The organism is Saccharomonospora marina XMU15 (genome assembly GCF_000244955.1).
Taxonomy (GTDB): Bacteria; Actinomycetota; Actinomycetes; order Mycobacteriales; family Pseudonocardiaceae; genus Saccharomonospora_A; species Saccharomonospora_A marina.
Genome location: NZ_CM001439.1, coordinates 5,484,345 through 5,508,439, shown reverse-complemented (window position 1 = coordinate 5,508,439; position 24,095 = coordinate 5,484,345). Strand labels below are relative to the sequence as shown.

General features: G+C 65.2%; 24 protein-coding genes and 1 tRNA gene. 9 read left to right on the top strand and 16 right to left on the bottom strand.

The genetic code is table 11. The features are described from left to right. Positions 1–185: 185 nt before the first annotated feature. The 7 genes from SACMADRAFT_RS29465 to SACMADRAFT_RS26090 form a co-directional block, all read right to left on the bottom strand. Positions 186–371 (bottom strand): FxLD family lanthipeptide, encoded by a 186-nt coding sequence (locus tag SACMADRAFT_RS29465; RefSeq protein WP_009156855.1) that lies wholly within the window; start codon positions 369–371, stop codon positions 186–188. 355 nt (positions 372–726) lie between these two features. Further along, the gene (locus SACMADRAFT_RS31335) at positions 727–1,194 is read right to left on the bottom strand and encodes a hypothetical protein (RefSeq protein WP_009156854.1); all 468 of its coding nucleotides are present in this window, start codon (positions 1,192–1,194) and stop codon (positions 727–729) included. A gap of 118 nt (positions 1,195–1,312) precedes the next feature. After that, on the bottom strand, positions 1,313–1,780 hold the full coding sequence (locus SACMADRAFT_RS26110) for a hypothetical protein (RefSeq protein ID WP_009156853.1): 468 nt from the start codon (positions 1,778–1,780) through the stop codon (positions 1,313–1,315). Between the two features lie 7 nt (positions 1,781–1,787). Beyond that, positions 1,788–2,090 (bottom strand): hypothetical protein, encoded by a 303-nt coding sequence (locus tag SACMADRAFT_RS30590; RefSeq protein WP_040925918.1) that lies wholly within the window; start codon positions 2,088–2,090, stop codon positions 1,788–1,790. Further along, positions 2,087–2,314 carry a hypothetical protein gene (locus SACMADRAFT_RS26100; protein ID WP_009156852.1) on the bottom strand — a complete coding sequence of 76 codons (228 nt, stop codon included), beginning with the start codon at positions 2,312–2,314 and terminating at the stop codon, positions 2,087–2,089. Before SACMADRAFT_RS26100 ends, SACMADRAFT_RS30590 begins: the two co-directional genes overlap by 4 nt. Next, positions 2,311–2,541, bottom strand: a complete 231-nt coding sequence (locus SACMADRAFT_RS26095; protein WP_040925917.1) for a hypothetical protein — start codon at positions 2,539–2,541, stop codon at positions 2,311–2,313. The genes SACMADRAFT_RS26100 and SACMADRAFT_RS26095 overlap by 4 nt, the downstream gene beginning before the upstream one ends. 218 nt (positions 2,542–2,759) lie before the next feature. Further along, on the bottom strand, positions 2,760–3,053 hold the full coding sequence (locus SACMADRAFT_RS26090) for a hypothetical protein (protein WP_157617317.1): 294 nt from the start codon (positions 3,051–3,053) through the stop codon (positions 2,760–2,762). Positions 3,054–3,480: 427 nt separating this feature from the next. Between SACMADRAFT_RS26090 and SACMADRAFT_RS26085 the strand changes: the two genes are divergently transcribed. Continuing rightward, positions 3,481–4,509, top strand: coding sequence for a hypothetical protein (locus SACMADRAFT_RS26085; RefSeq protein ID WP_157617316.1), 1,029 nt, complete (start codon positions 3,481–3,483; stop codon positions 4,507–4,509). On the opposite strand, the gene SACMADRAFT_RS26080 is transcribed toward SACMADRAFT_RS26085, so the two are convergent. The 3 genes from SACMADRAFT_RS26080 to SACMADRAFT_RS26070 all read right to left on the bottom strand — a co-directional run bounded on the left by SACMADRAFT_RS26080 (position 4,495) and on the right by SACMADRAFT_RS26070 (position 7,814). Then, positions 4,495–5,361, bottom strand: coding sequence for a Rossmann-fold NAD(P)-binding domain-containing protein (locus SACMADRAFT_RS26080; RefSeq protein ID WP_198285903.1), 867 nt, complete (start codon positions 5,359–5,361; stop codon positions 4,495–4,497). The genes SACMADRAFT_RS26085 and SACMADRAFT_RS26080 overlap by 15 nt on opposite strands. A gap of 423 nt (positions 5,362–5,784) precedes the next feature. Next, a complete protein-coding gene (locus tag SACMADRAFT_RS26075) occupies positions 5,785–6,282 on the bottom strand; it encodes a DUF6933 domain-containing protein (protein WP_009156847.1) in 498 nt (165 codons plus the stop codon). A 101-nt stretch (positions 6,283–6,383) separates the two neighbouring features. Continuing rightward, a complete protein-coding gene (locus SACMADRAFT_RS26070) occupies positions 6,384–7,814 on the bottom strand; it encodes a hypothetical protein (protein ID WP_009156846.1) in 1,431 nt (476 codons plus the stop codon). Positions 7,815–8,148: 334 nt separating this feature from the next. On the opposite strand from SACMADRAFT_RS26070, the gene SACMADRAFT_RS26065 reads away from it, so the two are divergent. From SACMADRAFT_RS26065 to SACMADRAFT_RS26050, 4 genes are read left to right on the top strand one after another with little or no spacing between them, the layout of a single operon-like run. Then, positions 8,149–9,891, top strand: a complete 1,743-nt coding sequence (locus SACMADRAFT_RS26065; RefSeq protein WP_232285484.1) for a hypothetical protein — start codon at positions 8,149–8,151, stop codon at positions 9,889–9,891. A gap of 56 nt (positions 9,892–9,947) precedes the next feature. Then, positions 9,948–11,531 (top strand): class I SAM-dependent DNA methyltransferase, encoded by a 1,584-nt coding sequence (locus SACMADRAFT_RS26060; RefSeq protein WP_232285483.1) that lies wholly within the window; start codon positions 9,948–9,950, stop codon positions 11,529–11,531. Further along, positions 11,473–12,741, top strand: a complete 1,269-nt coding sequence (locus SACMADRAFT_RS26055) for a restriction endonuclease subunit S (RefSeq protein WP_332307183.1) — start codon at positions 11,473–11,475, stop codon at positions 12,739–12,741. The genes SACMADRAFT_RS26060 and SACMADRAFT_RS26055 overlap by 59 nt, the downstream gene beginning before the upstream one ends. Beyond that, positions 12,741–15,959, top strand: coding sequence for a type I restriction endonuclease subunit R (locus SACMADRAFT_RS26050; protein ID WP_009156842.1), 3,219 nt, complete (start codon positions 12,741–12,743; stop codon positions 15,957–15,959). Before SACMADRAFT_RS26055 ends, SACMADRAFT_RS26050 begins: the two co-directional genes overlap by 1 nt. A gap of 484 nt (positions 15,960–16,443) precedes the next feature. On the opposite strand, the gene SACMADRAFT_RS26045 is transcribed toward SACMADRAFT_RS26050, so the two are convergent. Further along, positions 16,444–16,908 carry an exonuclease/endonuclease/phosphatase family protein gene (locus SACMADRAFT_RS26045; RefSeq protein ID WP_232285482.1) on the bottom strand — a complete coding sequence of 155 codons (465 nt, stop codon included), beginning with the start codon at positions 16,906–16,908 and terminating at the stop codon, positions 16,444–16,446. 136 nt (positions 16,909–17,044) lie between these two features. Here SACMADRAFT_RS26045 and SACMADRAFT_RS26040 point away from each other — a divergent pair, with 136 nt between their 5' ends. Then, the gene (locus tag SACMADRAFT_RS26040; RefSeq protein WP_157617315.1) at positions 17,045–17,311 is read left to right on the top strand and encodes a hypothetical protein; all 267 of its coding nucleotides are present in this window, start codon (positions 17,045–17,047) and stop codon (positions 17,309–17,311) included. Between the two features lie 35 nt (positions 17,312–17,346). On the opposite strand, the gene SACMADRAFT_RS26035 is transcribed toward SACMADRAFT_RS26040, so the two are convergent. Next, positions 17,347–17,772: an Imm1 family immunity protein gene (locus SACMADRAFT_RS26035; protein ID WP_232285481.1), complete on the bottom strand. Its 426-nt coding sequence runs from the start codon at positions 17,770–17,772 to the stop codon at positions 17,347–17,349. Continuing rightward, positions 17,769–18,497 (bottom strand): DddA-like double-stranded DNA deaminase toxin, encoded by a 729-nt coding sequence (locus tag SACMADRAFT_RS28740; RefSeq protein ID WP_009156840.1) that lies wholly within the window; start codon positions 18,495–18,497, stop codon positions 17,769–17,771. Before SACMADRAFT_RS28740 ends, SACMADRAFT_RS26035 begins: the two co-directional genes overlap by 4 nt. Positions 18,498–18,583: 86 nt before the next feature. On the opposite strand from SACMADRAFT_RS28740, the gene SACMADRAFT_RS26025 reads away from it, so the two are divergent. Continuing rightward, complete coding sequence (locus SACMADRAFT_RS26025; protein WP_040925914.1) at positions 18,584–19,345, top strand: hypothetical protein; 762 nt, start codon at positions 18,584–18,586, stop codon at positions 19,343–19,345. 698 nt (positions 19,346–20,043) lie between these two features. Here the strand turns inward: SACMADRAFT_RS26025 and SACMADRAFT_RS26015 are convergent. Beyond that, positions 20,044–20,116: transfer RNA gene (locus SACMADRAFT_RS26015), tRNA-Lys, on the bottom strand. A 514-nt stretch (positions 20,117–20,630) separates the two neighbouring features. Between SACMADRAFT_RS26015 and SACMADRAFT_RS26010 the strand changes: the two genes are divergently transcribed. Beyond that, on the top strand, positions 20,631–21,248 hold the full coding sequence (locus SACMADRAFT_RS26010; RefSeq protein ID WP_009156838.1) for a DddA-like double-stranded DNA deaminase toxin: 618 nt from the start codon (positions 20,631–20,633) through the stop codon (positions 21,246–21,248). Between the two features lie 113 nt (positions 21,249–21,361). Next, positions 21,362–21,781, top strand: coding sequence for an Imm1 family immunity protein (locus SACMADRAFT_RS26005; RefSeq protein ID WP_009156836.1), 420 nt, complete (start codon positions 21,362–21,364; stop codon positions 21,779–21,781). A gap of 74 nt (positions 21,782–21,855) precedes the next feature. Here the strand turns inward: SACMADRAFT_RS26005 and SACMADRAFT_RS26000 are convergent, their stop codons facing one another. Together SACMADRAFT_RS26000 and SACMADRAFT_RS25995 are read right to left on the bottom strand one after the other, a co-directional pair. After that, the gene (locus SACMADRAFT_RS26000) at positions 21,856–22,197 is read right to left on the bottom strand and encodes a DUF397 domain-containing protein (RefSeq protein ID WP_232285480.1); all 342 of its coding nucleotides are present in this window, start codon (positions 22,195–22,197) and stop codon (positions 21,856–21,858) included. A gap of 35 nt (positions 22,198–22,232) precedes the next feature. Then, on the bottom strand, positions 22,233–23,093 hold the full coding sequence (locus SACMADRAFT_RS25995) for a Scr1 family TA system antitoxin-like transcriptional regulator (RefSeq protein WP_232285479.1): 861 nt from the start codon (positions 23,091–23,093) through the stop codon (positions 22,233–22,235). Positions 23,094–24,095: the final 1,002 nt, after the last annotated feature.

Genomic DNA, 24,095 nt, shown 5'->3' with positions numbered 1-24,095 from the left:
ACGTCGGCCACGGCGGGAGTTCTAGATCGCCCTGAGCGACAGCTCGGACCAACACGCCACTCGCGGCTCGGAAACCGACGCGGTCGGACAAGGCCGTGGACACCGGGCACCTTTCCAGAGGAGACAGAGGGATGCCGGGCACCCACCCACCATGCTGCGGGCGGGCGTCCGGCCATTCGGGACAATCAGGCGGCGCTGATGCAGGTCGACTTCTCGCACGTATGCCCGCAGCCGTCATCCGTCATGTTGATCAAATGCGCCGGGTCCACCACCTCGACCAGCGTGATGTCGAGATCGAACTCCGAGCCCGTCGCGACCTCCGCGGCAGGCGTAGTCACCGTGGTCTGCGACCACTCCGTCTGAACCGTCACAAATCCTCCTTCGTGAGTTTCACGCTCCGAGTCCGGCGAGTGGGACACCACCGCCAACAGACACACCAGCCCGGAACTCAACTCGATGTGCCTAGTGCTCCCGCCAACGCACGCGCGAGCCGAATCCATCGAAGTGGAGGGCAGCCCCACCACCACACACCTCTCAACGACACGTCCCGGTGAAAAACGTTTCCAGATGCTCGGGCTGTGCCAAGGCGAAGCTCGCCCGACCGCAGCGATGCCAGCCAACTCCTAATGATCATCGACAGCCAGAGCGACCATGCGGCGACGATGCGTCGTCAATGAGGCGTTGCGCCCCATGACTTGCACAAACACCTTGTTCACGGGGCCGGTTTCACTTGGTTCCGTGGCGCTCCTGGTTGATCTGGTTCACTCTGTGCACGGAGACGCCGGCGACGTTGGCGACGCTCTTGCGCTTCTCCCCTGCGTCGCAGGCTGCGCGGATGGCGGTGCGCCACACGCTGTCCGCATGGTTGGTCTCGGCCATGGCTCGTTCCCGTTCCTTGGTGGCGTGGGCCAGCTGCCCGAGTGCCGTAGGGTCTGGGTCCTCCATCGCGCGGCCAGGGAGGTTGAAGGCGCGGGACACGGCTTGCTCGATGTCGCCGCAGGCGATGCCGCCCTCTTCGGCGACGGTGAATCCGAGTTCCAGGAGCAGGAACCCGATGCGCCGCAGCCAGGGTAGGGAGTCGTTGTCGCCCGCGTCTTTGCGGGCGTACCAGGGGCCGGTCTCGCGTTCGACCGCACGCCGCAGTCGCGCGAGCACAATGTCCAGGTCTGCTGGTGGCGGGCTACCTTCGGTCATGACTCTTCCAAGATTCGTAGCGAACTGCACGTCAGGTTGGGTTTCGGCAAGGTGAGACCCGGCAGGTGAGGGAAAGGGGGTAGCCGACCGCACCGACCGGGGGCTTTCCCTGCCGCGCTCACGGCTCGGCAGGGAAAGCGATCATCCGACGCCCCAACTCGGCCACTTCCTGCCCCGTAGCGTTGATCGCGCGCCAGTCATCCGGCGCGGCCTGATCCAGATGCACGAGCGCGCCAATCACCGCGTACCACTGCTGACGCAGCGCATCCACCTCGACCGGCGTGACCGGTGGCGCGGCCTCGTCCCACGACATGTGACGGCAACACTCCAAGATCCCGCGACCGCGGTCGTGCAACTCCTCCATCTCGCCGTGGCTGCGGCTGCACCACTCGGACAAGGTCTCGACCATGGCGTGCCACTGCTGATGCGACACCAGCCCGACCGTCTGAGGCACGCAGGCGGATCCGTCCGGCTGGTTGGCCACGGCGCCGGCGAACGTGGCGGCCCGATCGGTCAGGACCAGCAACGCCGGCGCCAACTGAGCGAGGGGGGCGAGGGAAGCGGCTGTGTGTTGTTGTTGTTCCACGGTGTCGTCATCTCCAAGTCATGTTCCGCAGACCGTGCAGCACACGCCGCACGAGTTCCTGATCAGGCGGTGTTGGGTTGTAGAAGGCTCGACGGGCATCCGCCACCACAGTGCGTGGCCTCAGCCGCCGGGGCAGTTGCCGCATCCTCGGCGCTTCGTGTCGCTGTTCAACGACCGCGAGGTCGTGACATGCGGGCCAGATCGGCTGTGTCTCGGCCAGCGTGGGCGCCACCGCCCGCATCGGCTCGGTCGGCTGACCAGGGTTGATCCACTCGCCGAAACGCTGGCGCGTCGTCTGGCTGTCGGTCACCGCGCCGGGGCAGGCTCATGCTCGCCACCGTCGCCGAAGCTGGCCCGCAACGCGCGGGCGAGTTCGTCACAGTCGGCGGCCAGTTGCAGGGCCTTCTCCCCGCTCGCGAAACCGGTGGGGGCACCGGCGGTGACCGCGAGGTCGTAGGCGATGCGCTCCGCGCGGGTGACCGTGCGGCGAATCAAGGGATACAAGGCGACGGCAGGGGTTCGCGCGGTGCTCACCGGTACTCCTCCACGAACTCGAGGGCGCACGTGAAACACCCGAAACCGACCGGCACCGTGGTGCCATCCATGTCGGTGACACGAACCGTCGCGCCGCACAAGGTGTTGCAAACCCCGTCGGGTGGTGGCGACATGAGCGCAGTGAGATGCTGTATCCGGCCGATCACTGGTTTGAAACCAGGCACGTTGGCGAAGTCCGGCAAGGTCAAGTCGATGGACTCGGCCACGTTCCTGATGTCGCCAGCAGGGGCGGCGCGGGGACGCACTTTCCTCGCGGTGCAGACGCCGCGGTTCTGTGATCGGACGCGGAACCGGCGTCGCCAGATCTTCCTCATCGTGTTCTCCCTGAAGACACGCGACACGCGTGCCTGTAGCTCGTGACTGGATGCTGTGATGTCGGCCGCGCACAGGCGGAGCAGGGTCCGTGCCCCGGCGGTGTCGCGTTTCAGCCAGCCGGAAGGGACAACAGCCCCTCGACCACATCAGCGAGGGAGCCTTCGCTGCGCCACAGTTCATGACCGTCCCAAGCCCAGCGCACAGCGACCGCGTTGTATCGGTCGAACACCTTCAAACCATCCACGCAGGTCGGCCAGTAGCAGGCGGCGTCGAGGCGCACGAGGCAGAAGGTCTCGCTGATTCTGTGCACGAACTCCCACCCTGAATCGACCATGTCGATCAGGCATTGCAGCTCCGGGTACAGGCGCACCGACTCCCGATGTGCAGCGGCGGTCGTTATCACGCTGGGGACGCTAGGGCCGCGCACTCGGACAGCGGGAGGTCGCAAGGGGGTCTCTTGGGGGACGTTGTGGGGACATAGCCACCGGAAGGCGGGACACAAGCCGTTCGCTTGCTTACTGTGGCATCAATCGTCGGGAAGGGGAGCTGTGCACCAACAGCCACGAACTCGGCTTGAACAACTCGTGCAGGGTGCCCACCTCGCCCTACCCGAGTTCTGCCGCCAGTACCGCCGGGTGGCGATCACCGTGGGAGAACACGCGGACATCACGCCCCGGCAAGCGCGGCGATGGCTGTCAGGGGTGGCTAGCCTTCCTCGACCACAGGCCCGACGGGTACTTCAAAGCTGGTGGGAAGAACCGGTGGAAGAGTTGTTCGGCCCACCGCTCCAGACCAATCCGGTCCGGAAAGTCTATGCACGGGAGCTACTGATGATGACGGGACGAGAATCCTCCAACCACGCACTCAACGCTGCGTCGGCCATCGAACCAGCGGCGCTGGAGTCCCTGCACGCAGAAGCAGCCCGACTGTCGCGGGTTCACCTGAGCAACTCGCCGGTCCAGCAACTACGGGAGCTGGTCGAGCTGCGCGACCGCGTGTACACACAACTCGACCGGACCCACAAGCCGCGGCAGAAAGCCGAGCTGTACCTCATCGCGGGGCAGGTGTGCGGGTTGCTGTCCGGGGTCGCGTTCGACCTGGGGCACGGCGACAGCGCCGAAGAACTGGCGAGGGCCGCGTTTACCTACGGAAACGTGATTGACCACGGTTCGTTGTGCGCGTGGGCACGAACGTTGACCATGACTGTGCTGTTGTGGAGCGGCCGTTACCGGGAGGTCATCAGCGTGGCCGACGGCGCGGAAGGCGTCGCCCCACACGGGACTGCTCGGGCAAGGCTGCACGCGATTCGTGCCCGAGCGTTCGCGCACCTTGGGGCCGAACGGGAGGTGCGTGACGACCTCGCTGCAAGCGCCAGCGAATTGGACCGGGCTGGCGGGGACGAGTTGCTGGACGGGGTCGGGGGCGAGATGGCTTTTGACCGTGCACGCCGCGCCTTGTCCGCCAGCGCCGCTTTCGTGGCGCTGCGCGACGGCACCCAGGGTGAACCGGAAGCCAACCAAGCCATCGCTCTGTTCGCGGACAAGCCTGCCCACGAACAGTGGCAGGCCGCGCAGTGGTCAGCCAGGGCGGACCTGGCGGCGTTGCGGTTGTTCGCCCGTGACCTCGCCGGGGCGGAAGCGGCGCTCGCCAACGTGACGAACCTGCCCGAGGAACACCGCACGAACGCCCTTACACAGCGGTTGCTGTCCATCAGCCATTTACTCAGCGGGCGTGACTTCGCACGTGCACCCGAGGCCATCACCATCCTCGAAGCTATTGACGCGTTTACGGACCGGGCGTTGCCGTCCACGTCGGCGTCGCTGGAAATCCCCAGCGCGAGAGAACTACCGAGCGCGTAACACGCGTCGATGCCCTGCCAGGATCGCGGCCTCCTCCTCCGGAGTGATCCCGAGTTCGGAGGCGCGGTCACTGGCAACCAAATGACCGCCGTCCGCAAGCCACGCGGCGGTGTCACGGACCGTTTCGACGATCGGCCGCGTGGTGAGCCCAGCAGCGCGGGCCCGCGACGAGTCCACGGCCCACGCGCCCGCGTGAGTGCGCCACAACGGCAACCCTGTCCACTGCTTCACATGGTGCGCCAACAGGATTCTGGGATGCACCCAGTGCACCTCGGTCCCGTCCGGCGCAGGCGCGGCCTCCCGGCAGGCGTGGATGAAATCGGCAAACGTGTCCGAGCCATCGCCGGTGACGTTGAACGTGCCCGGCGGCGCCGACAGCACGAACGACGCAACGTCACGCACGTCGACAGGCTGAATCGCCCGGTCGGCAGGTTGGGGCGCCACCACGTTCCCGCCACGCCGCATGCGGTTCAACCACCAGGCCGTGCGCCCCACATACTCTCCCGGTCCGAGGATCACGCCGGGGCGCGCAATCACCGCACGCTCCCGCCCGAACGTCTCCAACACAGCGACTTCGCATCCGGCTTTGCCGAAACCGTACGTCGTGGGTGCGGGATCACCGTTGTAGCCGGGTTCGGGACCGGCCGTTGCAGAACACGGCAGCGTGGGGGAATCCTCGGTCAGCGGCTGAGTGGGCCAGCCTTCGTACGCCGACACCGACGACACCACGACGTACCGCGCGGCAACCGGCTCCAGTACCTGAGCTGCAGCCAGTGTTTCCCGTGGCGTGTAAGCCAGGTTGTCCACCACGAGGTCGAACGGGCCGCGCTCGGTCAGCCTGCGCATGGCCATCGGGTCCCCGTAATGACCGTGGACAACCTCAACGCCGTCCGGGGCCGCGCCGGACTCAGGACGACCACGCCGGAACACCGTGACATGCCATCCGCCCTGGACAGCGGTTTCAGCGACGGTGCGGCCAAGGAACCAGGAACCACCGAGGACCAACAGGCGACCAGGCATGACGGTCATCATGCCGACCGCGGGAAGCGCGGCACAAGCACTACACACTTGCCGACGAAGTTGGCGGGAACGGACGATTACGGCCGTCGTGTTCTGCGGGAGCGGCGACGTGCGCGCGCAGGGTCGCGTCGCGGATGACGCGGCGGTTGATCATCAGCGTTCCAGACCGGTGCGCAGGACCGTCGAAGTCCAGTAAGTGCTGTCGACGTGCTGGGCTATGCGTACAGATGAACGTGCCTGGTCGCGTGCTCAGTGTCAGGTGGTGATCGCTTCCAACCTGGCGATGAGTTCGCGGTCCGGGCTGACGTTTCTGCTGTACAGCGGGCTACAAGGGGTCGCGGCCAGCCAGGCCGAGAGTTCGACGAGATCCACCGTGGAATCATCGTGGTGGTGGATCTCGGCCAGGCGAGTGAACTCAGTCATGACGCCCACCACGCTGCGGTTCGCGGTACCACCGAGCTGAGCGGTCTGCATGTGCTGCCGTTCCTGATCGACGAACGAGACGGGAGCCTGGTAGACGGTCAGCGCAGTGCTGATCTGCTCGGCGATCCTGCTGGTCAGGGTCGCCGCAGGTGCCAATGGCAGCAACACGGGCAGCAACGTCGTCTCGTTGACCAGCAGGGCGGCCCGTGGCCGCCAGAACAGCACAGTGGCATACCACGGACCCAGCAACGTCGTGCCCCGATCGTCGTCTCGCGTGGTTGACGGACCCGCCAGACGCAGCAGCTTCTTGGTGGCACGCACGATCAGCACCCACCCATCCTCTCCCACCCACGACTGCGGCGGGCCAGGCACCGGCTACGGGCGAGGGCGACGTTGCCGGGCACTGCGGCAACGTCGCCCTTCGCCGTGAGTCACGCGGCACCGTGGGCATCGGCCGTGCTGAGGAGTTCGGGACCGGTCGCGTGAGCACCGGCGAGTGCGACAAGCGCTTCGTCAAGCAGGCGCCGGACGGCGGAGTTCAGGGCGGCGCACTCGCTGTCGATCTTCGTCGCGGACTTCTGGATCGTGGCGGACAGCTTCTTGACCGAGTCGATCTTCACCAGGTGGTTGAGCGCTTCGGCGATCTTCTCCTCGGCCGTGGCGACCTGGTGGACGCCCTTGCGGCTCGCTGTCGCGATGGCGGTCGTTCGCAGGAGCATGATCACGGTGCGCAGGAGGTCGGGGCTGTCATTGTCGGGGTCGAAGGCCAGCACGAGCCGCTGCGCGCCGATCACACGGAGGGTCTGCCCGCCGTTCTGGTCGATGGTGCGGACGAGGCCCAGCGAGGCGACGGCGTCACGGTTGCGCTCGGCTTCGGCGAAGTAGTCGGTCCAGCCGGTGCGCGACGAGTCGGTCATCTCGATAACGACGCGGGCGGCGCCGTCGTTCAGGCTCAGCACACCGTCGCCCTTCTTGCAGCGAGGCAGGCGGCCTGTGGTCGCGCTGGTGTCGGTGTAGTCGTCGCCGAGGCCGGCGGCGATGCCCGTCAGCACGGTGTGCGCCGAACTGGCGTAGGACTCGCCCTTGATCGGCGTCACCTCGGCCAGGGCGGTCGTGGCCTCGTGGACGCGCAGTACCGTCGTCACCTCCTCGATCTTGCTCGTCAGCTCGGCGTGCTGCTTGGCCAGTTGCTGGGTGAGCTGGTCCTGGTGGGCGGTGAGTTCGGCGGCGTGCTTGGCCATCGGGGAGGTGGGATCGGATGGGTCGAACTGCCGAGCGGCCTTGGCCAGCAGTTCGGCTGTTCCAGCGCTCACCTTCGCGTCGAGGTCGGTGCTGAACTTGTCGAGCACCGGCTGCAGACGCTCGACAAGTTCAGGGCTCTCACCAGCGAAGATGCGACGCAGCTCGGTGTTGAGGTCCTGCTTCGCTGTCATCACCGCCGTGGTGAGCTCCTTGCGGCTCTGGGCGTCCGTATCCGTGATGGCCGTCTTGGCGTCACGGGCCGCTGCCATGACGGCTTCGGACGCTTCCTTTGCTGCTCGCGCCGTGAGTTCGGCCGCCTGGGCGGTGGAGTGAGCGGTCTTGTCTCCGACGTCCTTCAGCAGCCGTTCGAGGGCTTGGGCTTCCTGGGCCTGTCCGGTCACGCTCAGCGCGTGGGCGCCGATGCGTACGGCCTCGGTGACGAAGTTCGTCAGGTCGGCGCTGGCGAGGGTGTCGAGGTTCTCCACGAGAGGGCCGCGCTCGCCGCAGGCCCACCGCTGGGCCTCTCGTGCGACCTCGCGGTCGTGGATCGTCAGTCGCTCGATGACGACTTCTGTGGCTTCGTTGTTGAAGTGGGCTGGGTGCCTGACGTGCTGGGTCATTGTGTTCTCCCGTGGGAAGCGCTGCCGGTGATCGGCAGCGGGCCCACACAGATTGGCCTGACCCGGCGAAACGAGTCGCGTATGAACGTCGATAAGCAGGCTTATCACCTATCTTTTTCGATCGCGAGCACACTATCGATACTCTGCGTAAGCCGTGAGTCGGCGAAATAGACCGAGGGGGTGTGTTGTGGCAGGCCAAGGGCCCACGTTGACGTTGCAGGATATCGCGGATCTTGCCCGTGTCCGTCGTCCGGTCGTGAGCATGTGGCGCAACCGGCCGCGTGTCCGCGGTCTGCATGTGCCCTTCCCCGCTCCTGTCGAGGTTTCGGGCGGGATGGAGCGCTTCCGCCGTGAAGACATCGTCGAGTGGCTGGAGCGCACTGGCCGGGGTAACAACACCGAGGCGAATCTCGACGCACCAGCGTTGAGCGTGCCCGATGACGTGCCCCTGGATGAACTCGTCACGTGGCTCTGCCTCGCGGCGTTGACTGGGCAGGAACTGGCGGAGACGACAGCGGGCCAACGCATCACCCTGGCACGCGGTGTCGACCCCGACGACCGGGTGCTGCTTCGCGAGGTAGAGGCGTCCACGCCGGCCGTCTGCACGCTGCGGTTCATCGACGACCTGGTTGAGGCGTCGTACGGCCCGCGCGAGGCACTCGACCGGCTGGAACAAGGAAGGGCCGCACGGACGCTGGGCACTCGTGATCTCACCTCCGAAGCGGTCGACCTCATCCACGCCGTCGCCGAAGCCTGCGCTCTCCACCTCGCCCCCGAGGGCGTGCCGCTCGTGCACGTCGGCCCCGCGTCAAGCGTGACGCTCGCACTTGCTGACACCTTCACCCATCTCGTGGTGCCCGGCGACACCCCGGATTTGCGGGGCATCAGACGCAGGGCGGCGATTCGCGAGATTGAGGCCGTCAACGACGCTGCGGGCCCTGGCGTCCGAGTGCTGTCGGCCATCGGCAGGCCAGCCGACGAGGTACTCGACCTGGTCGACAACCTCGTACTCGACCTCGGCGAGGGTGAACTCGCGGTCGTCATCGGTCCGGCCGGTGTCCTCTGCGACGAACTGCAGGGAGAGCAGGAGCGGCACCGAGCGCAGACTCTCCGCTCGGAGAGCCTCGCCGTCGCGCTACGCCTTCCCCGAGGTATGTGGCGTGAGGCGCACCGGCAGGCGCTAGGCCTGTGGGTTTGCGCGGCCGGAGGGTTCACGGGGCAGCCCCTGGTCGCCGACCTGGCCGCGTTCACCCGAGATGAGCTGGACCTCGGCGACCTCGCCTCCGACGTGACCGGTGCGTTGGCAGCCACGCGAGGTCGCGCCTTCCGCTACCTTCGCCCGCACGACCTCCCGCCGATCCTGAGTGCGCGCGCTGTCGTCGTACCCCGCGGGGTACGAGCACTGCGGCTCGCGACGACGGAGATCGAGCGCCACCTCGCCGTCATCAACACTGCCACCCTGGTGACGAGCGAGCCGATCCAACCCTTCGACGTGCTGGCCGAACGTGCCCCTGGCGCGATGCTGCTGCGCAGGCGGTCACTGGGCGAACTGAAAAACCTGGGACACGTGCGGGTGCTCCGCGGCAGCCGGATCGACCACAGTCACGACAATCCCGCTGGCTCCGTCACGGTCCTTTCCGCGACCGAGCCACACGGCACTGCACGCCTCGATCCGTTCGATGCTGCGCGGCTGTACCCGCGCGCCGTCCGAACAGATCCGGGGGACGTGGTGTTCGCGGGACGGCCACGCCCGATCGCGAGGGTCGACGACCACGGCGGATCACTGGTGGCCTCCCCGTCGAAGATCCTCCGGATCAGTTCACAAGCCGGGATCGGCCCCCACGCGGTGGCGGCGATCATCAACCGGCTGCCGAACGAGCCCACCGAGTGGCAGACCTGGAGCGTGCCGATCCTTGACACCTCCGAGGTGGAGCGGCTGGAAGAGGCGCTTCTCGCCGCAGAGAACCACGAAACCACTCTGCGGCGGCACCTGGACGCAACACGGGATCTCGTCACCGCGATGATCGACGGAGTCGCCGCCGGCGCGGTGACACTCGCCACGCGGACAACGCAGTAGGAAGGACAGGAAGCATGCCTCCCCGCACGAAGAAGGAACCGTCGGCACCGTCGACGATGAAGGAGCTGAAGGACACGCTCTGGAAGGCCGCCGACCGGCTCCGCGGCTCGCTGTCCGCGAGCCAGTACAAGGACGTCATCCTCGGCCTGGTGTTCCTCAAGTACGTGTCCGACGCCTACGACGAACGTCGCGAGACCATCCGCGCCGACCTGACGGCACAGGACTACGACGAAGAGCAGATCGCCGACCTGATCGACGACCCCGAGGAGTACCAGGGGTACGGGGTGTTCGTCGTACCGCCCACCGCCCGCTGGTCCTACCTCGCCCAATACGCCAAGGGCAAGCCCGCCGAAGGGACTGAGCCCGCCAAGAACATTGGCCGGCTCATCGACGAGGCGATGGACCTCGTCATGAAGTCCAACCCCACTCTGCAAGGAACGCTGCCGCGTCTCTACAACAAGGACAACATCGACCAGCGCCGCCTTGGCGAGCTGATCGACCTCTTCAACAGCGCCCGTTTCAGCCGACAGGGCGAACACCGCGCCCGCGACCTCATGGGCGAGGTCTACGAGTACTTCCTCGGCAACTTCGCGCGATCGGAAGGCAAACGGGGCGGTGAGTTCTTCACCCCGCGCAGCGTCGTCCGGGTGATCGTCGAAGTTCTAGAGCCTTCCCGCGGCCGGGTGTACGACCCGTGCTGTGGCTCGGGCGGCATGTTCGTGCAAACCGAGAAGTTCATCTACGAACACAACGGCGACCCGAAGGACATCGCCATCTACGGCCAGGAAAGCCTGGAGGAAACCTGGCGGATGGCGAAGATGAACCTCGCCATCCACGGCATCGACAACAAAGGCCTCGGGGCCCGGTGGGGCGATACCTTTGCCCGCGACCAGCACGCGGACGTCCAGATGGACTACGTGATGGCCAACCCGCCGTTCAACATCAAACACTGGTCGCGCAACACCGAAGACCCACGCTGGAAGTTCGGCGTCCCGCCCGCCAACAACGCCAACTACGCCTGGATTCAGCACATCCTGTACAAGCTCGCTCCCGGCGGCAGCGCCGGCGTAGTCATGGCGAACGGCTCGATGTCGTCGAACTCCAACGGCGAAGGCGCCATCCGCGCCCAGATCGTCGAGGCCGACCTTGTCTCATGCATGGTCGCGTTGCCGACACAACTGTTCCGCAGCACCGGCATCCCGGTTTGCGTCTGGTTCTTCACCAAGGACAAACGCGCCGGAAAGCACGGGGCGGTGGACCGATCCGGCCAGGTGCTGTTCATCGACGCCCGCGAACTCGGGTACATGGTGGACCGCGCTGAACGCGCCCTATCTGACGAGGACATCGCCAAGATCGCCGACACTTACCACGCATGGCGCGGCACCCGCTCTGCCGCACAGAAAAATTTGGTTTACGAAGACATTCCCGGCTTTTGCAAGTCAGTCGGTCTACCCGACATCAAGGCCGCTGATTACGCCCTCACTCCAGGTCGCTACGTCGGTGCCGCCGAAATCGACGATGACGGCGAGCCCATCGATGACAAGATCTCTCGTCTCACTAAGGAACTGCTGACCGCCTTCGATGAGTCGGCACGCCTGGAAAAGGTCGTTCGCAAGCAACTGGGGCAACTCAATGCATAATTGGGAGAGGACCACTCTCGGCGCTATCTGTGAGTCAAGTGGTGGCGGAATCCAAACTGGACCGTTCGGTTCGCAACTGCACGCGAGCGACTACGTCCAAGATGGCACACCGAGCGTCATGCCGCAGAACATCGGTGACAACCGTATAGACCCCACCGGGATCGCCCGGGTTTCGGCCAGCGACATCGCACGACTGTCGCGATACACGCTGCGCGCGGGCGACATCGTGTATTCGCGTCGAGGCGATGTCGAACGACGAGCGTTGGTCCGGACCGACAATGAAGGATGGCTGTGCGGGACCGGTTGCCTGCGAGTGCGCATTGGGGATCAACGCCGCTATGACTCTCGATTTGTTTCATACGCGCTAGGCATCCCGGAGTCGCGCAAATGGATCAAGCGACATGCAGTCGGTGCGACCATGCTCAACCTAAACACTTCGATCCTATCTGCCGTTCCGCTTCTGATTCCCCCGATTTCCGAGCAGCATGCTATTGCAGAGGTTCTACAGGCACTCGACGACAAGATCGCCGCCAACGACCAGATAATTGCTAAGGTTAAGGATCTCCTTGCGGCCGAGTTTGTCAGCTTGCAGGAGAACAGTGAAAACGAACTTGTACCCATCGGCGAACTGGTCGAGCTAAACCCCAAGGTACAGAAGCCGGATGCCAAGGAGCCCGTTTACCTCGACATGAGGAACCTGCCTGACCAAACCATGACTGTGACTTCATGGAGTCGCCGATCACCACGTGGTGGCGCTCGATTTCAGAACGGCGACACCCTGCTGGCGCGCATTACGCCGTGCCTGGAGAACGGGAAGGTGGGTTACGTTGACTTTCTCATGGGCGATGAGGTTGGTCTCGGGTCAACAGAGTTTATCGTAATGCGGCCACGCAAGGGAATTCCTACGGTTTTTCCTTATTTTTTGGCAACAGATGCAACTTTCCGTGAATTTGCAATCAAACGCATGGTCGGGACATCGGGACGTCAGCGACTCTCTGCTGGCGACATCGTGAGCTTCCAGGTACGACGACCGAGTGAGCGCGACTTGGCTCGGTTTTCAGAGCTCTCTGATGCACTCATGGGCCGCGTCAAAGCCGCCGTAGACGAGACTCGTGCTCTTGCCACCGCGCGCGACGAGCTACTGCCCTTGCTGATGTCCGGGAAGGTCCGTGTGCGCGAAGCTGAGGAAATCGTGGAGGGGGTTGTGTAATGGTGGGGCAGCCGGGGTTCAGTGAGGCGGACTGGGAGTATGTCGCGCTGGAGGCGCTCGCTGAGCAGGAGTGGCAGGCACTCCCAGGGACCGCGATCGCGCCGGGTGCAGAGAATGGTCGGGCGTCGTGGGATGACATCGTGCTTCCAGGGCGGATGCTGGCCAAGATGCGGGAGTTGAACCCGCAGGTGCCGGCGGAGTATCTGGAGCAGGCGCTGGCGGAGATTGTCCAGCCGACCTCGCAGGACGCGATCGCTGAGAACTACCGGCTGCACCAGATCTGTGTTCAGGGCTACCGCGGGATCAGCTACATCGACGCCGACGGTGTCGAGCAGAACCCGACGATTCGCCTTGTCAGTCACCAGGTCGGCGACAACGAACTGCTCGCGGTCAACCAGGTCACCGTCCGCACGGCTGAGATCGAGCGCCGCTTCGATGTGGTGCTCTACCTGAACGGCATGCCGGTCGCGATCTTCGAGCTGAAGCAGGCAGGCGCGGCCAAGGCCGATCTCGACGCCGCGCATGCCCAGTTGGCGACCTACCTACGTGAATTCCCGATGGCATTCCGGTTCGCGGTGGTGACCGTGATCAGCGACGGCATCACCGCCCGGTACGGCACGCCCTTCACGCCGTTGAACCACTACTCGCCGTGGAATGTCGATGACGACGGCAAGCCGGTGAAGCTCGGCGAGCCGCTCGATGACGTGCACCTCGGCACTGAGCTTGAGTTCCTGATCGAGGGCGTGTTCAACCCGGAGCGGTTCCTCCAGTTGCAACGGAACTTCACCGCGTTCGACGGCGGGGCCGAGGGGTACGCGAAGCGGATCGCCAAGCCGCACCAGTACTTCGCGGTCACCAAAGCAGTTGGGTCGACGGTCGCCGCTGTGGAGAGCAATGGCAAGGCCGGGGTCGTGTGGCACACCCAGGGGTCGGGCAAGTCGATGGAGATGGAACTGTACGCCCATCTGGTGGCGGCACAGCCGAAGCTCAAGAACCCGACCATCATCGTCGTGACCGACCGCAAGGAGCTGGACGGGCAGCTGTACGAAGCGTTCAACCGATCCCGTCTGCTGAGCGAGTCCCCAACCAAAGTGACGACCCGTGCGCAACTGCGTGAGGAGCTGGCCAACCGGGCAACGGGCGGCATCTATTTCACTACGCTACAGAAGTTCGGTCTCAGCAAGGCCGAGAAGGACGCCGGGCTGGATCATCCGCTGCTGTCGGACCGCCGGAACATCATCGTCATCGCCGACGAGGCCCACCGTAGCCACTACGACGATCTCGACGGCTACGCCCGCCACCTCAAGGATGCCCTGCCTAACGCCGCGCTGATCGCGTTCACCGGGACACCGATCTCCTTCGAGGACCGCAACACCAGAGAGGTGTTCGGTGATTACATCGACATTTACGACCTCACCCGCGCGGTCGATGACGGTGCCACCGTCCCGGTCTACTTCGAACCGCGTCTGATCAAGGTCGGGTTGACCAAGGACGTCAGTGAGGAGGACCTCGACCGGGCTGCGGATGAGGCCACTCTTGGGCTTGATGAGGTGGAACGCGCCAAGATCGAGAAGTCCGTCGCCGTGATCAACGCTGTGTACGGGGCTCCCGCGCGGTTGGAGGCATTGGCTGCCGACATCGTCCAGCACTGGGAGACCCGCTCGGAGCAGATGCGCAAGTTCATCGGCTCTCCCGGCAAGGCGTTCATCGTCGGCGCGACCCGAGAGATCTGCGCCCACCTCTACGACGAGATCATCAAAATCAAGCCGGACTGGCACAACGACGCCGTCGACAAGGGCCTGGTCAAGGTCGTCTACTCTGGCTCGGCTCAGGACGTCATGCCGGTGGCCAAGCACGTCCGGCGTGACGGGCAGAACAAGGTCATCCAGAAGCGGCTCCGCGACGCCGATGACGAGCTCCAGATCGTCATCGTCAAGGACATGATGCTGACCGGCTTCGACGCGCCACCGCTGCACACGCTGTACCTTGACCGCCCGCTCAAGGGCGCGCTGCTGATGCAGACCCTGGCGCGGGTGAACCGCACCTTCCACGGCAAGCCGGACGGCTTGCTCGTCGCCTACGCGCCGCTGGCGGACAACTTGAGCAGGGCGCTCACCGAATACACCGACACGGACCGGGCTAAGAAACCGGTCGGCAAGCACCTTGACGAGGCTGTCGACCTCACCACCACGCTCATCGCCTCCCTCGACGAGCTGTGTGCCGGGTACCCGTGGCGGGCGAAGCTGGATGGCGGCCCGAAGAGCTGGGTCAAGGCCGCCTACGGGCTCACCAACTACCTGCGCTCACCCACCACTCCCGGCAACCAGGTGCCGGAAGGCGAGGAAACGCTCGGCGACCGCTTCCGCAAGCTGGCTAACCAACTGGCCCGTGCGTGGGCGCTGTGCGCAGGCAACCAGACCCTCGAACACCTCCGCGTCACGGCGAGGTTCTACGAAGAAGTCCGCGTGTGGATGGGCAAGTTCGACGCCCAACAGCGGCAGGCCGAGGGCAAGCCCGTGCCGGAGGAGATCCAGCGGATGCTCTCCGCGCTGGTGGCCACCTCAACCGCGTCCGGTGAGATCATCGACATCTACGACGCTGCTGGCTTGCCGAAGCCGTCACTGTCCGACCTGGGGCCAGAGTTCCAGCTCAAGGCCCAATCGGCGTCGAACCCGCACCTCGCCATCGAAGCGTTGCGCGCGCTGCTGGTTGAGGAGTCGGATCACGTCACGCGGCACAACCTCGTGCGTCAGCGGGCGTTCTCCGAGCGAATCGCCGAGCTGATGCGCAAGTACACCAACCAGCAGCTCACCTCGGCCGAGGTGATCGCCGAGCTCATCGAACTGGCCAAGGAAGTCGCCGCGGAGGGCAACCGGGGCCAGCGCTTCGATCCGCCCCTGTCCCACGACGAGTTGGCGTTCTACGACGCGGTCAGCACCAACGAGTCCGCCGTTGAACTCCAAGGCGACGACGTGCTCGCCCAGATCGCACGCGAACTGGTGGCGGTGATGCGACGCGACGTCAAGACCGACTGGACGGTGCGAGACGATGTCCGGGCCAAGCTCCGATCCTCGATCAAACGCCTGCTCGTGAAGTACAAGTACCCGCCGGACAGGCAGCCCGAAGCCATCAGGCTCGTGATCGAGCAGATGGAGGCAATGGCACCCCGCTACGTCTCGAACGGCAACGGAACCCGAGCAAACGCGTCGTCAGACTGAGACGCATGCTGTGGCGGGGGGCTGGCAGCGTGACAGTACGGTCCAAGGTGACGGTGGCCGTGGGACGGCGTGTAACACGGGCGATCTGATCGAAGATCTCGGCCGGTTGGTGTCAATCAAGCGGATTAGGCCAGGGTAGACGCCGTATCGGACCGCGCCCGGCGGCGGTGTCGAGCACACCGCCGCATCGGTGGCAGCGGCTCTGTACAAAGGCACCCAGCAGCGCGAGCGCCAGTCGGGTATCACGGCCAGCGCCGCGAGCCTCGCGGTCGATCTGGAGTTGACCCGCGCCGAGCTGAGACGGACCCGCGAGACCGGCTCAAGGAGAAGGTCCGCGTGCTCTGGGGCAGCAGGTCAAACAGGCAGGGAACGCCGAACCGGAGCGGCGGTGCTGGTCGAGGCGGTCATGCTGCGGCTGGTCCTCGCGGTCTCGGCTGACGGATATGTGCTCCGGCAGCCGACCGCGAACCCGGCCGGTGGTGGGTTAGAACAGGGTGGGCTCCGGCTCGGCAGGTGTGGCCGCCGTGGCGGGGTCCGACGTTAGCAGCGCAGTAGTGGCGGTCAGCGAAAGGCGCACGGCGAGTCCGGAATGGTCGGTGAGCCAGTTGCCGTCCGCCGTGATTTCCCTGGTCTCGTGGACGTACTCGCATGAGGTGAGCCGCTCGGCCAGGGCGGCCGAGCCGTGGGCGTGGTCGTAGCGGTAGCCCAGGTCCGCGCGGCGGGCCCAGCTGTGCTCGACCCGGTCGGGGTGTAGGTGCCGGAACAGGTCGAGCAGGCCGTGCCGGTCAGTCAAACCGGTGTAGAAGGCGTACTCGAACGGCGCGAACTGGCCGCGGTGCGCCGGGGTGTGGCTGGGTTCGAGCACGTTGAGGTCGCCGAGCAGCAGTGGCGCCTCGCCGGCGATCGCCGAAATACAGCTGTGGATCGACGGCCCCTGGTCACTCGCCACCTGGCGCTAACGCGGGCCGCGGCACTCCCCGACGACTGTCGTGCCGCTGGGCGAGCGCATTCTGCGGTCCGTTCTGGATCACGTAGTTGCGAATGGTGATACGGCAGACTCGAGCTATCTCGAAGCCAAGAGGACCGTGGACATCGCCTTGAACCCGGGCCTGGTGAAGGTCGCCAAGTTTCTCCTGGCCTGCGCGAACGGGCAGGCCCCGAGGGACGCAACACGGCACTTCAAGGGCTACGCCGTGCTGGTGATCGGCGCGCAGCAGGGAAAGGCAGCGGGCGTCGCGCTGGGCGCGGATCCCCACGAGTTCGCGGGTCGGCTCCGCCCGTACCTCAGCGTGCGCAGATGGGCTTACGAAAAAGACTTCATCCGGCCCTGTCTGAGCGCAAGGATCTCTTGAGGTGACCCGTATGGCGACTGGAGCACCGGGTACATCTAGTAGGTGACCTCCCGCCAGCGCACTCCGTCAGGCCGGGCACCGCCCGACGCCACGTAGTCGTGGACCGCCTGGCGCACAGTCGGCCACGTGATCTCCGCGTTGGTCGGCACCTCGCGTTCATGGGTCTGGTAGTCGTACGCCACCGGTTCTGGCGACGTCCCACCGTTGTCGCTGATAGTGCTCGGCTCGCCCTTGGCCATGTACCCGACAAACCCGCACATCGTGGCAGCCGCGCGCACCCCGAACTGAAGAACCGACCAGCCGTCGTCGTCCTTCCGCTCCAACTGGGCAACCAAGCCCACCTCGACCTCCGGAGACTCCGCTTCGGCCACCATCTGGTTCAGCAGCTCATCGACCTGAGCCGACGTGCTCAACGCGACCGGCTCCCGGTGTTCCGGGTCGAAGTACGCATCGAACGTCACCACCGCTGCCCTCCCTTGTAAACCTTCTTGAAGCCGCCGGTCCCGTAAACCGTCAACGTGCTGCCCTCCGGCAGCACCACGCCCAGCAAGCCGTCACAACTCATTCGACCCGTGCACGGCTGGTTGTTGACAACCACCGTGGCATTCGTGATCCCGGTATCGCGCATCTCGGCCGCGATTTTCAATTCCACGTCGGCGGCGGCGGTCAGCGGCACATATGGACACCCCGCCTCCTTCACCACCTGGTTCACCCGGTCCGTCCAGCCGTCCCGGCCGCTGGTTACGGCCGACATAGTTTTACCAGGTGCAAACCAGCGGCCCTGCGTCTTCACCCCACGGCCGGTCCCGCGCTCGGGCAGCTCGCGCCGCGCCTTCTCCACCGGGTCGTCCGGCTCGTCGTCCTTCTTGCCGGACGGCGCGGACCGGCCCGACGACTGGCCGCCGTCTTCGTCCTGGCCCTGGTCGCCGGTCAAGGACGTCACGTACGCCGGCAGCCCGCCCGACGCCCTAGCCACCAGCTGGCCGATGCTGCCAATGTCCTGGACAATCTGCGCCAGTGCGCCCACAGCCTGACCCAACTCCTGGTCCGAACTGCCCTCCGCGGCCTGGGCCAGGGCCAGGGCAGCTTCCTCGGCTGCCTGCCCCGCCTGCTGAAGGCGCGCGCCAGCCGCTGCGGCCTTCTCCACAGCCAGGTTGACCGCTGCCACCGTTTCCTGGACCGACACCGCCGAGTAGCCCCTCCACCCTGTGTCTGCCGATGATCGAGACCGTACCTCGACGGACCGACAACAGCATCTGAGCAGGAGCGACGATGATGAAGCGTGACAAATCGGGCAAGGCGGTTTCGGGAGCAGGTCAAGACGCTGCACTCGGAGCGCTCGCCACGTTGGCGAGTGTCGCCCTTGGTGCGAACCCCGTCGGGGCGACGCTGGTCGGCGGCAGCGCACCAGTGCTCAAGTATCTGCAACAGGTGTGGACGCGAGCAGGAGAGCGCCGCGGAGACCGCGCAGCGCGGTCGCTCGAACACGCCGCCGACCTCTTGGACGTGGGCCTCGACATCCTGGTGGAGCGGGCAGCTGGTCATGACGCTCACCTCGAACTGCTCGCCCAGGTCTTGGAAGCAGCGGCGAGGACCTCGATGGAGGACAAGATCCAGGCCCTCGGCCAGATCCTCGCCGATGGCCTGCGCAGCGACAGCCACCTTGACGAAGCGAGGCTGCTGGCCTCGATGGTGAACGACCTGGAAGCACCACACGTCGTGGTGCTGAAACTGATCGCTGAGCAACCGGAGCCCCCGAAAGCGATGTGGTCCAACCCTGGCGGACACCGCGGTTGGGAACGGACCCATCTCGCGCTGGCGCTATCGGACTACGACGGCTTTCTCGACGGGGTGCTGGCCGCGCTCGTTCGCCACGGCGCATTGCGAACGTTGGGCGACGGGACCTGGGACGGCGTGGCGAACACTGACGCACATGGCATCACGAGACTCGGAACTCGCTGTTTGCAGCTCCTCGGCCACGAACCAACCGAAAGCCCAAACGCTCCCGACGGCTCCGCCGAATCCGAAAACTAGTGCCTCGTCTACTTGATGTGGGGATGTAATCGGCGGGTCGGTTTGGCCTGGCGGGGTTCGCGCGTGATGCTGGCCGCGGAGGTGACTGGTGATGGCGCGTAAGCCAGGCCCCGGCGTCCGGCGAGCAACCGATCATCGCCGCCGACGCGGTCGCCACCTTCTGGCCCCACCGGCCCACCACCCCGGCGGCGCCGTCGCTTGTTGATCTGGCGGTGCCGCTGCGGCACCTGCCTCTGCCCCCGCGAACTGGACCTGCTCACCGGCATCCCCGACCACTTCCACGAACCCGAAACCGACCGGCGGCGATTCCTGACCGCCTACGGCTACAACATCCTCGACTGGCCCCCAACAAACCGGCCGCCGCCGCCGAACTACACCACCGCATCCGGTCGCTGCGCACCGGCGACCGGTCAGCCCGCTGGCACGCCATCCCCTGAACATCGATACCTGGAGTCCTGGGTGACCGTCCGGACTCGGGTGGCCGGGTCGATGTCCAAAATCGGCCGAAAAATCGACCTCCAGTAATGCGGGAGTTTCCTGGCCCCCTTGAAGGGTGGTCGATCATGGTCACCATCACCGGACCCGACCGGCTCAACCCGGTCTTCCGCATCCCCCAACCCCGCGACAACGACAGGACCACACCGTCTCTACCAGCGGAAACAGCCCCGAACGAAGTGGTTCGCACAAGACTAAATCGGTGGGCCGCCAGGGGCTCGAACCCTGGACCCAGGGATTAAAAGTCCCTTGCTCTACCAACTGAGCTAGCGGCCCATACACAGTTTAGCGGGACGCCATGGGGCGTCTGGCAACCCCTGGGCGCGCTCGTTCAGCGAGCTTGGCTGGGTCTTGGACTCCCGGGAGGTGGCGGCCTGGCTGTCCTGGCGTCGCTGGCCCCGCGGCCGGGTGGCCATGCTGGTTCCGGAACCTTCGCCACCGCACCTGCGAAGACTGGCGAAATTCAGATCGTTCCTGGTCTGAAGCGCTGCCGGAAGGCGCAGCCTGTCCCTGCGCAGAGAGCGATATCTCCCGTACCGATCGTATTGTCCCGGAACGGGTGTCGGCGTCCTATGAGTGCGACCCCAGCGTTCGGCTCGTGAAGCAGCATCGGGTCGAGGTTGTCGGGCTGGTTGCGGACGGTGTCAGCCTCAGCGCAGTGCGTGCGGGCGATAGGTCGAGTGCGAAGGGCCTCGCATTCGCTGGGCCGCCGTGCTCTCCTCCGCGTTCGTTCCACAGCGTTGCAGCCATAGAGCGATTGGGTGTTGGGGGGATCAGGCATGCTCAACCCATGTCTGCCGTGGAAGAGGTACGGGAGGCCCTTGGCACGGTGCTGGGCAAGCTCGCCGAAGCGAGGGGGCATGTCAACACCGCACTGGTCGCCCAGGATGAGGCCGGCGCTGGGTTCGCGTTGCTGCGGGGGACCAACGATGTCGAGGCGCTACAGAGCCTGACGGCCCATGACGCGAGCCGCGAGGAACTCATCCAGATACCAGCGATACTGGACCGCTGTGCTGAGCGAATCAGAAGTTACGCCAGCGGCATCGGGGCGAACCCAGCGGCAAGGACAGTGGGCGCCACGACCGACTCGGTGCCTACCCAACCAGGTGGAAGGGCACGCTCGGCCCCGCCTCGTCCCCCACGTCCAGGCAAAACGCACGGGCGATGGTGCGACAGCGACGGTAACGCCGTGGTGCTGGAGAGCGGAAAGGGCGGTGAGTACTACGAGGCGACCCGCGCACGGGGGGTGGCACTGGGACTTGCGAAAGGTATCCCGAACGCGGAACCCTCCATCGCCCGCCATGTCGAGACGCAGTTTGTCTCGCGGATGATCGATCAGGGCATCGAGTATGCCGAGATCGAGATCAACAGGCCGGTATGCGGAACTACTCCAAAGGATCAGCAGTAGATGGAGACGTGCGACAAGCAACTACCTCGGTTCCTGCCGCCAGGATGGACACTGATCGTCAAGGACGGATCAAACCCGACGGGCAGGAAGTACGTCGGGCAAGAGGCGGAGAAATGAGCATCACCGCAGGCTGGGCCGTGACCCATCCGGACGGCGCCTATGAAGGCAAGAACACGACCCTGCGGACACCACAAGACGTCGCGGCGTTCGCCGCCAGAGTCGCCGCCGCGGACCCGTACGCCGACTCCATCCGCGTGATCCACAACGACCGGCCACTCGCGGATGCGGAACAGGGCTTCACAGATCATGACGTCTTCGCCGCAGTGGTGGACGGCTTCGGCTACCTCAGCCACCAGGACCAGGACAACACCAAGGCATTCCCGGTCGGTGACCCGGATTCCGCTGGATGCGAGTTCGACGATGAAGACTTCCCCGCAGGGTCAGGCTTGCCACTTGATCAATTCACCACAGCGCTCGTGGAATTCCTACACACCACCGAACGACCCACCAACGTGCGGTGGACAAGCGGATAGCCACCATCGGCCTCAACCAATGAAAGACGGCACCGACCAAGGCACGCGGATCCGGCAACCGCGTCCAGCCCGAGCTACCCGGCAGCCACGACGGTGAACTGGCCATGCCGGGCTCCCGCGGTGAACGCGGCCCATTCGCTCGAGGTGTAGGTCAGGGCCACGCCGCCCCGGATCGCTCGAAGCCGGACGGCTCCGTCATCAAGGTGCTCGATCCGCACGGCATGGTTACTACCAGCCGCTGCGACCCCCAAAACCTCGTCGACAAAGCCCTGCCACTCAGTCACCGAGATGCTGATCACGGGCCCAATCTCAAGATCCTTGCTGTCGCGCAGATGGACCAAAGGCCCGTCGAAGCGGACTTCCACGCACGTTTCCTGTGACGGGCTGAAGCGTGATTTGAACCAGTCCGTGTACACCCATACGGCGCTACCTGGAGTCTCTGGGTGAGAGTTCATGATGTGGCCCCCAACTCACTACGGATCTGCTGGACAAGCTCAAGTGACCGAGCAGTATCGAGTGCGACTGACTCGAACACTTCATCAAAACTCGCTGAGCACTCGCGGATGACCTGCGGTTTGTCGATGAGATTCCCCGTGATGGCGGTCTCCTGCCAAACCAGATCAGGTAGCAGCACGTTGTCGAAGCTGAGCATCGTCAGCGGTCCACCGATCAACGGATGCGCATCGGCAGCGAAGGGTACGACATGGAGGTCCACAGTGCTGTCGGCGCGGCTGCAAACCTCGATGAGGCGGTCAAGCTGGCGACCCAGCGCGGGGCCGCCGACCTTCTGGCGCAGCGCTGCCTCACCCAGCAGTACGTCCATACGCAAGCGTGGTTCGTCCTCGAGAAGGGCCTGACGAGCCAGGCGGGTCTCCAACCGAGGCCCGACGTCCACGGGTTTGATGTAGGGGCTCCCGGCACGAATCGTCGCGCGGGCGTACTCGCTCGTTTGCAGCAGTCCAGGAACCGCAATGGGGGACCACACGCGAACCCCGCTGGCGCCGGCCTCGATGCCCAGGAATCGCAGGAACTCTTCGCTATAGAGCTCGCTGTAGTCGTGCCACCAGTTGCGCTGTTCGGCATTGCCGCGCAGGGTTTGCAGCAGGTCGCGTTCTGCCTCAGTGAGTTCGTAGATCTCTGCCAACTGGGTAAGCTTGCTCGCGGTGATACGCCGCTTCCCCGCTTCTATCGCGGAGAAGTTGGATGGGGCGATCCCGACTGACTTGGCTACCGAGGTGGCAGTGAGCCCCAGATCCCTTCGAGCCTGCCGCAACCGAATGCCCAGCTCCCACGCCTGCAGCGTGCTCGACACCGGCCGCGTCGCCATTCTGACCTCTCCAATGCTCGCGGGCTGACTCCGCACATCTTTTCGCAGAGTACGCCACCAGCCGATAACAACACCCATCTGGTTGATATGGCTCTGATAATTATCAGAGTAAGTTCGACATTATCTAGACCATGTATTCGCCGCCCTTGCACATTGCCGAGCTGCTAGGCTGCGGAGCGGAGGTGGAGACCTCCCGAATAGGCACGTCAAACGCACTTAGGAGCGGCGATGAGGCTAGGAAGCCGACAACGACGCCATGGAGTACTGGCCCTGCTCGCACGGCTACGATGGCAACCGAATCCGCAAGCATGGACGGTGCCATGCCGAGACGAGGACGGGCGGCGGGGGCATGTCCGGGTGTCAGTGGGCGAACGCGGTCCCCAGCTGACGTTCAACGGGGCAGGGAAAGCGGTATTCGATCCGCTTGCTACGGGGCGCCTGCGCGGGGCGCTTCGCGAAGCGATCGAAATCCATGCGCGACTGGCTAATTCAGATGCTCAGCCAGAGCCTCGGCGACATCCGGGACCCGCTGCCACACCACACTCAGCGGAATCCGAAACACGCGCGGACGCTACCGAGCGGGTTCAGGTGACGTTGACCTCGACGGTCCAGGATCACGAAGCACACGGTCGCCACGTTCGCCACCACACGCCCAAGCCGACACCACCTCGGCTGGTTGACCCTACGGACACGGGTGAAGTGCCCCTGCGAGAGGTGGCCTGACATGGGCGCCGCAACGCACATTCCTCACAGGTATGACCCGAAACCGTCAGCCCAGAGTCCAAGCTACCGCCCCCGCAGGCAATGGCGCCGTCACCGAGCGCGCGAGAGCAGTGATCTGCATTCGACGAGAACCGAAGGCCACCGCAAGAGTTGTCCTCGGCCAGTATTCGAAGCGCGGAAGCCGACACCCACTGCGGAAACTCGCAAATGACACGCGATACCACGGAAGGTTCAGAGCCGACGGTGCTCTTCGAGCAGGTCCTC

Coding starts and splice junctions, on each gene's coding strand:
- SACMADRAFT_RS31335 (WP_009156854.1), bottom strand. CDS start 1,194: ATGACCGAAGGTAGCCCGCCACCAGCAGACCTGGACATTGTGCTCGCG.
- SACMADRAFT_RS26085 (WP_157617316.1), top strand. CDS start 3,481: ATGATGACGGGACGAGAATCCTCCAACCACGCACTCAACGCTGCGTCG.
- SACMADRAFT_RS26080 (WP_198285903.1), bottom strand. CDS start 5,361: ATGGCCATGCGCAGGCTGACCGAGCGCGGCCCGTTCGACCTCGTGGTG.
- SACMADRAFT_RS26070 (WP_009156846.1), bottom strand. CDS start 7,814: ATGACCCAGCACGTCAGGCACCCAGCCCACTTCAACAACGAAGCCACA.
- SACMADRAFT_RS26065 (WP_232285484.1), top strand. CDS start 8,149: ATGGAGCGCTTCCGCCGTGAAGACATCGTCGAGTGGCTGGAGCGCACT.
- SACMADRAFT_RS26060 (WP_232285483.1), top strand. CDS start 9,948: ATGAAGGAGCTGAAGGACACGCTCTGGAAGGCCGCCGACCGGCTCCGC.
- SACMADRAFT_RS26055 (WP_332307183.1), top strand. CDS start 11,473: ATGAGTCGGCACGCCTGGAAAAGGTCGTTCGCAAGCAACTGGGGCAAC.
- SACMADRAFT_RS26050 (WP_009156842.1), top strand. CDS start 12,741: ATGGTGGGGCAGCCGGGGTTCAGTGAGGCGGACTGGGAGTATGTCGCG.
- SACMADRAFT_RS26025 (WP_040925914.1), top strand. CDS start 18,584: ATGATGAAGCGTGACAAATCGGGCAAGGCGGTTTCGGGAGCAGGTCAA.
- SACMADRAFT_RS26010 (WP_009156838.1), top strand. CDS start 20,631: ATGTCTGCCGTGGAAGAGGTACGGGAGGCCCTTGGCACGGTGCTGGGC.
- SACMADRAFT_RS26005 (WP_009156836.1), top strand. CDS start 21,362: ATGAGCATCACCGCAGGCTGGGCCGTGACCCATCCGGACGGCGCCTAT.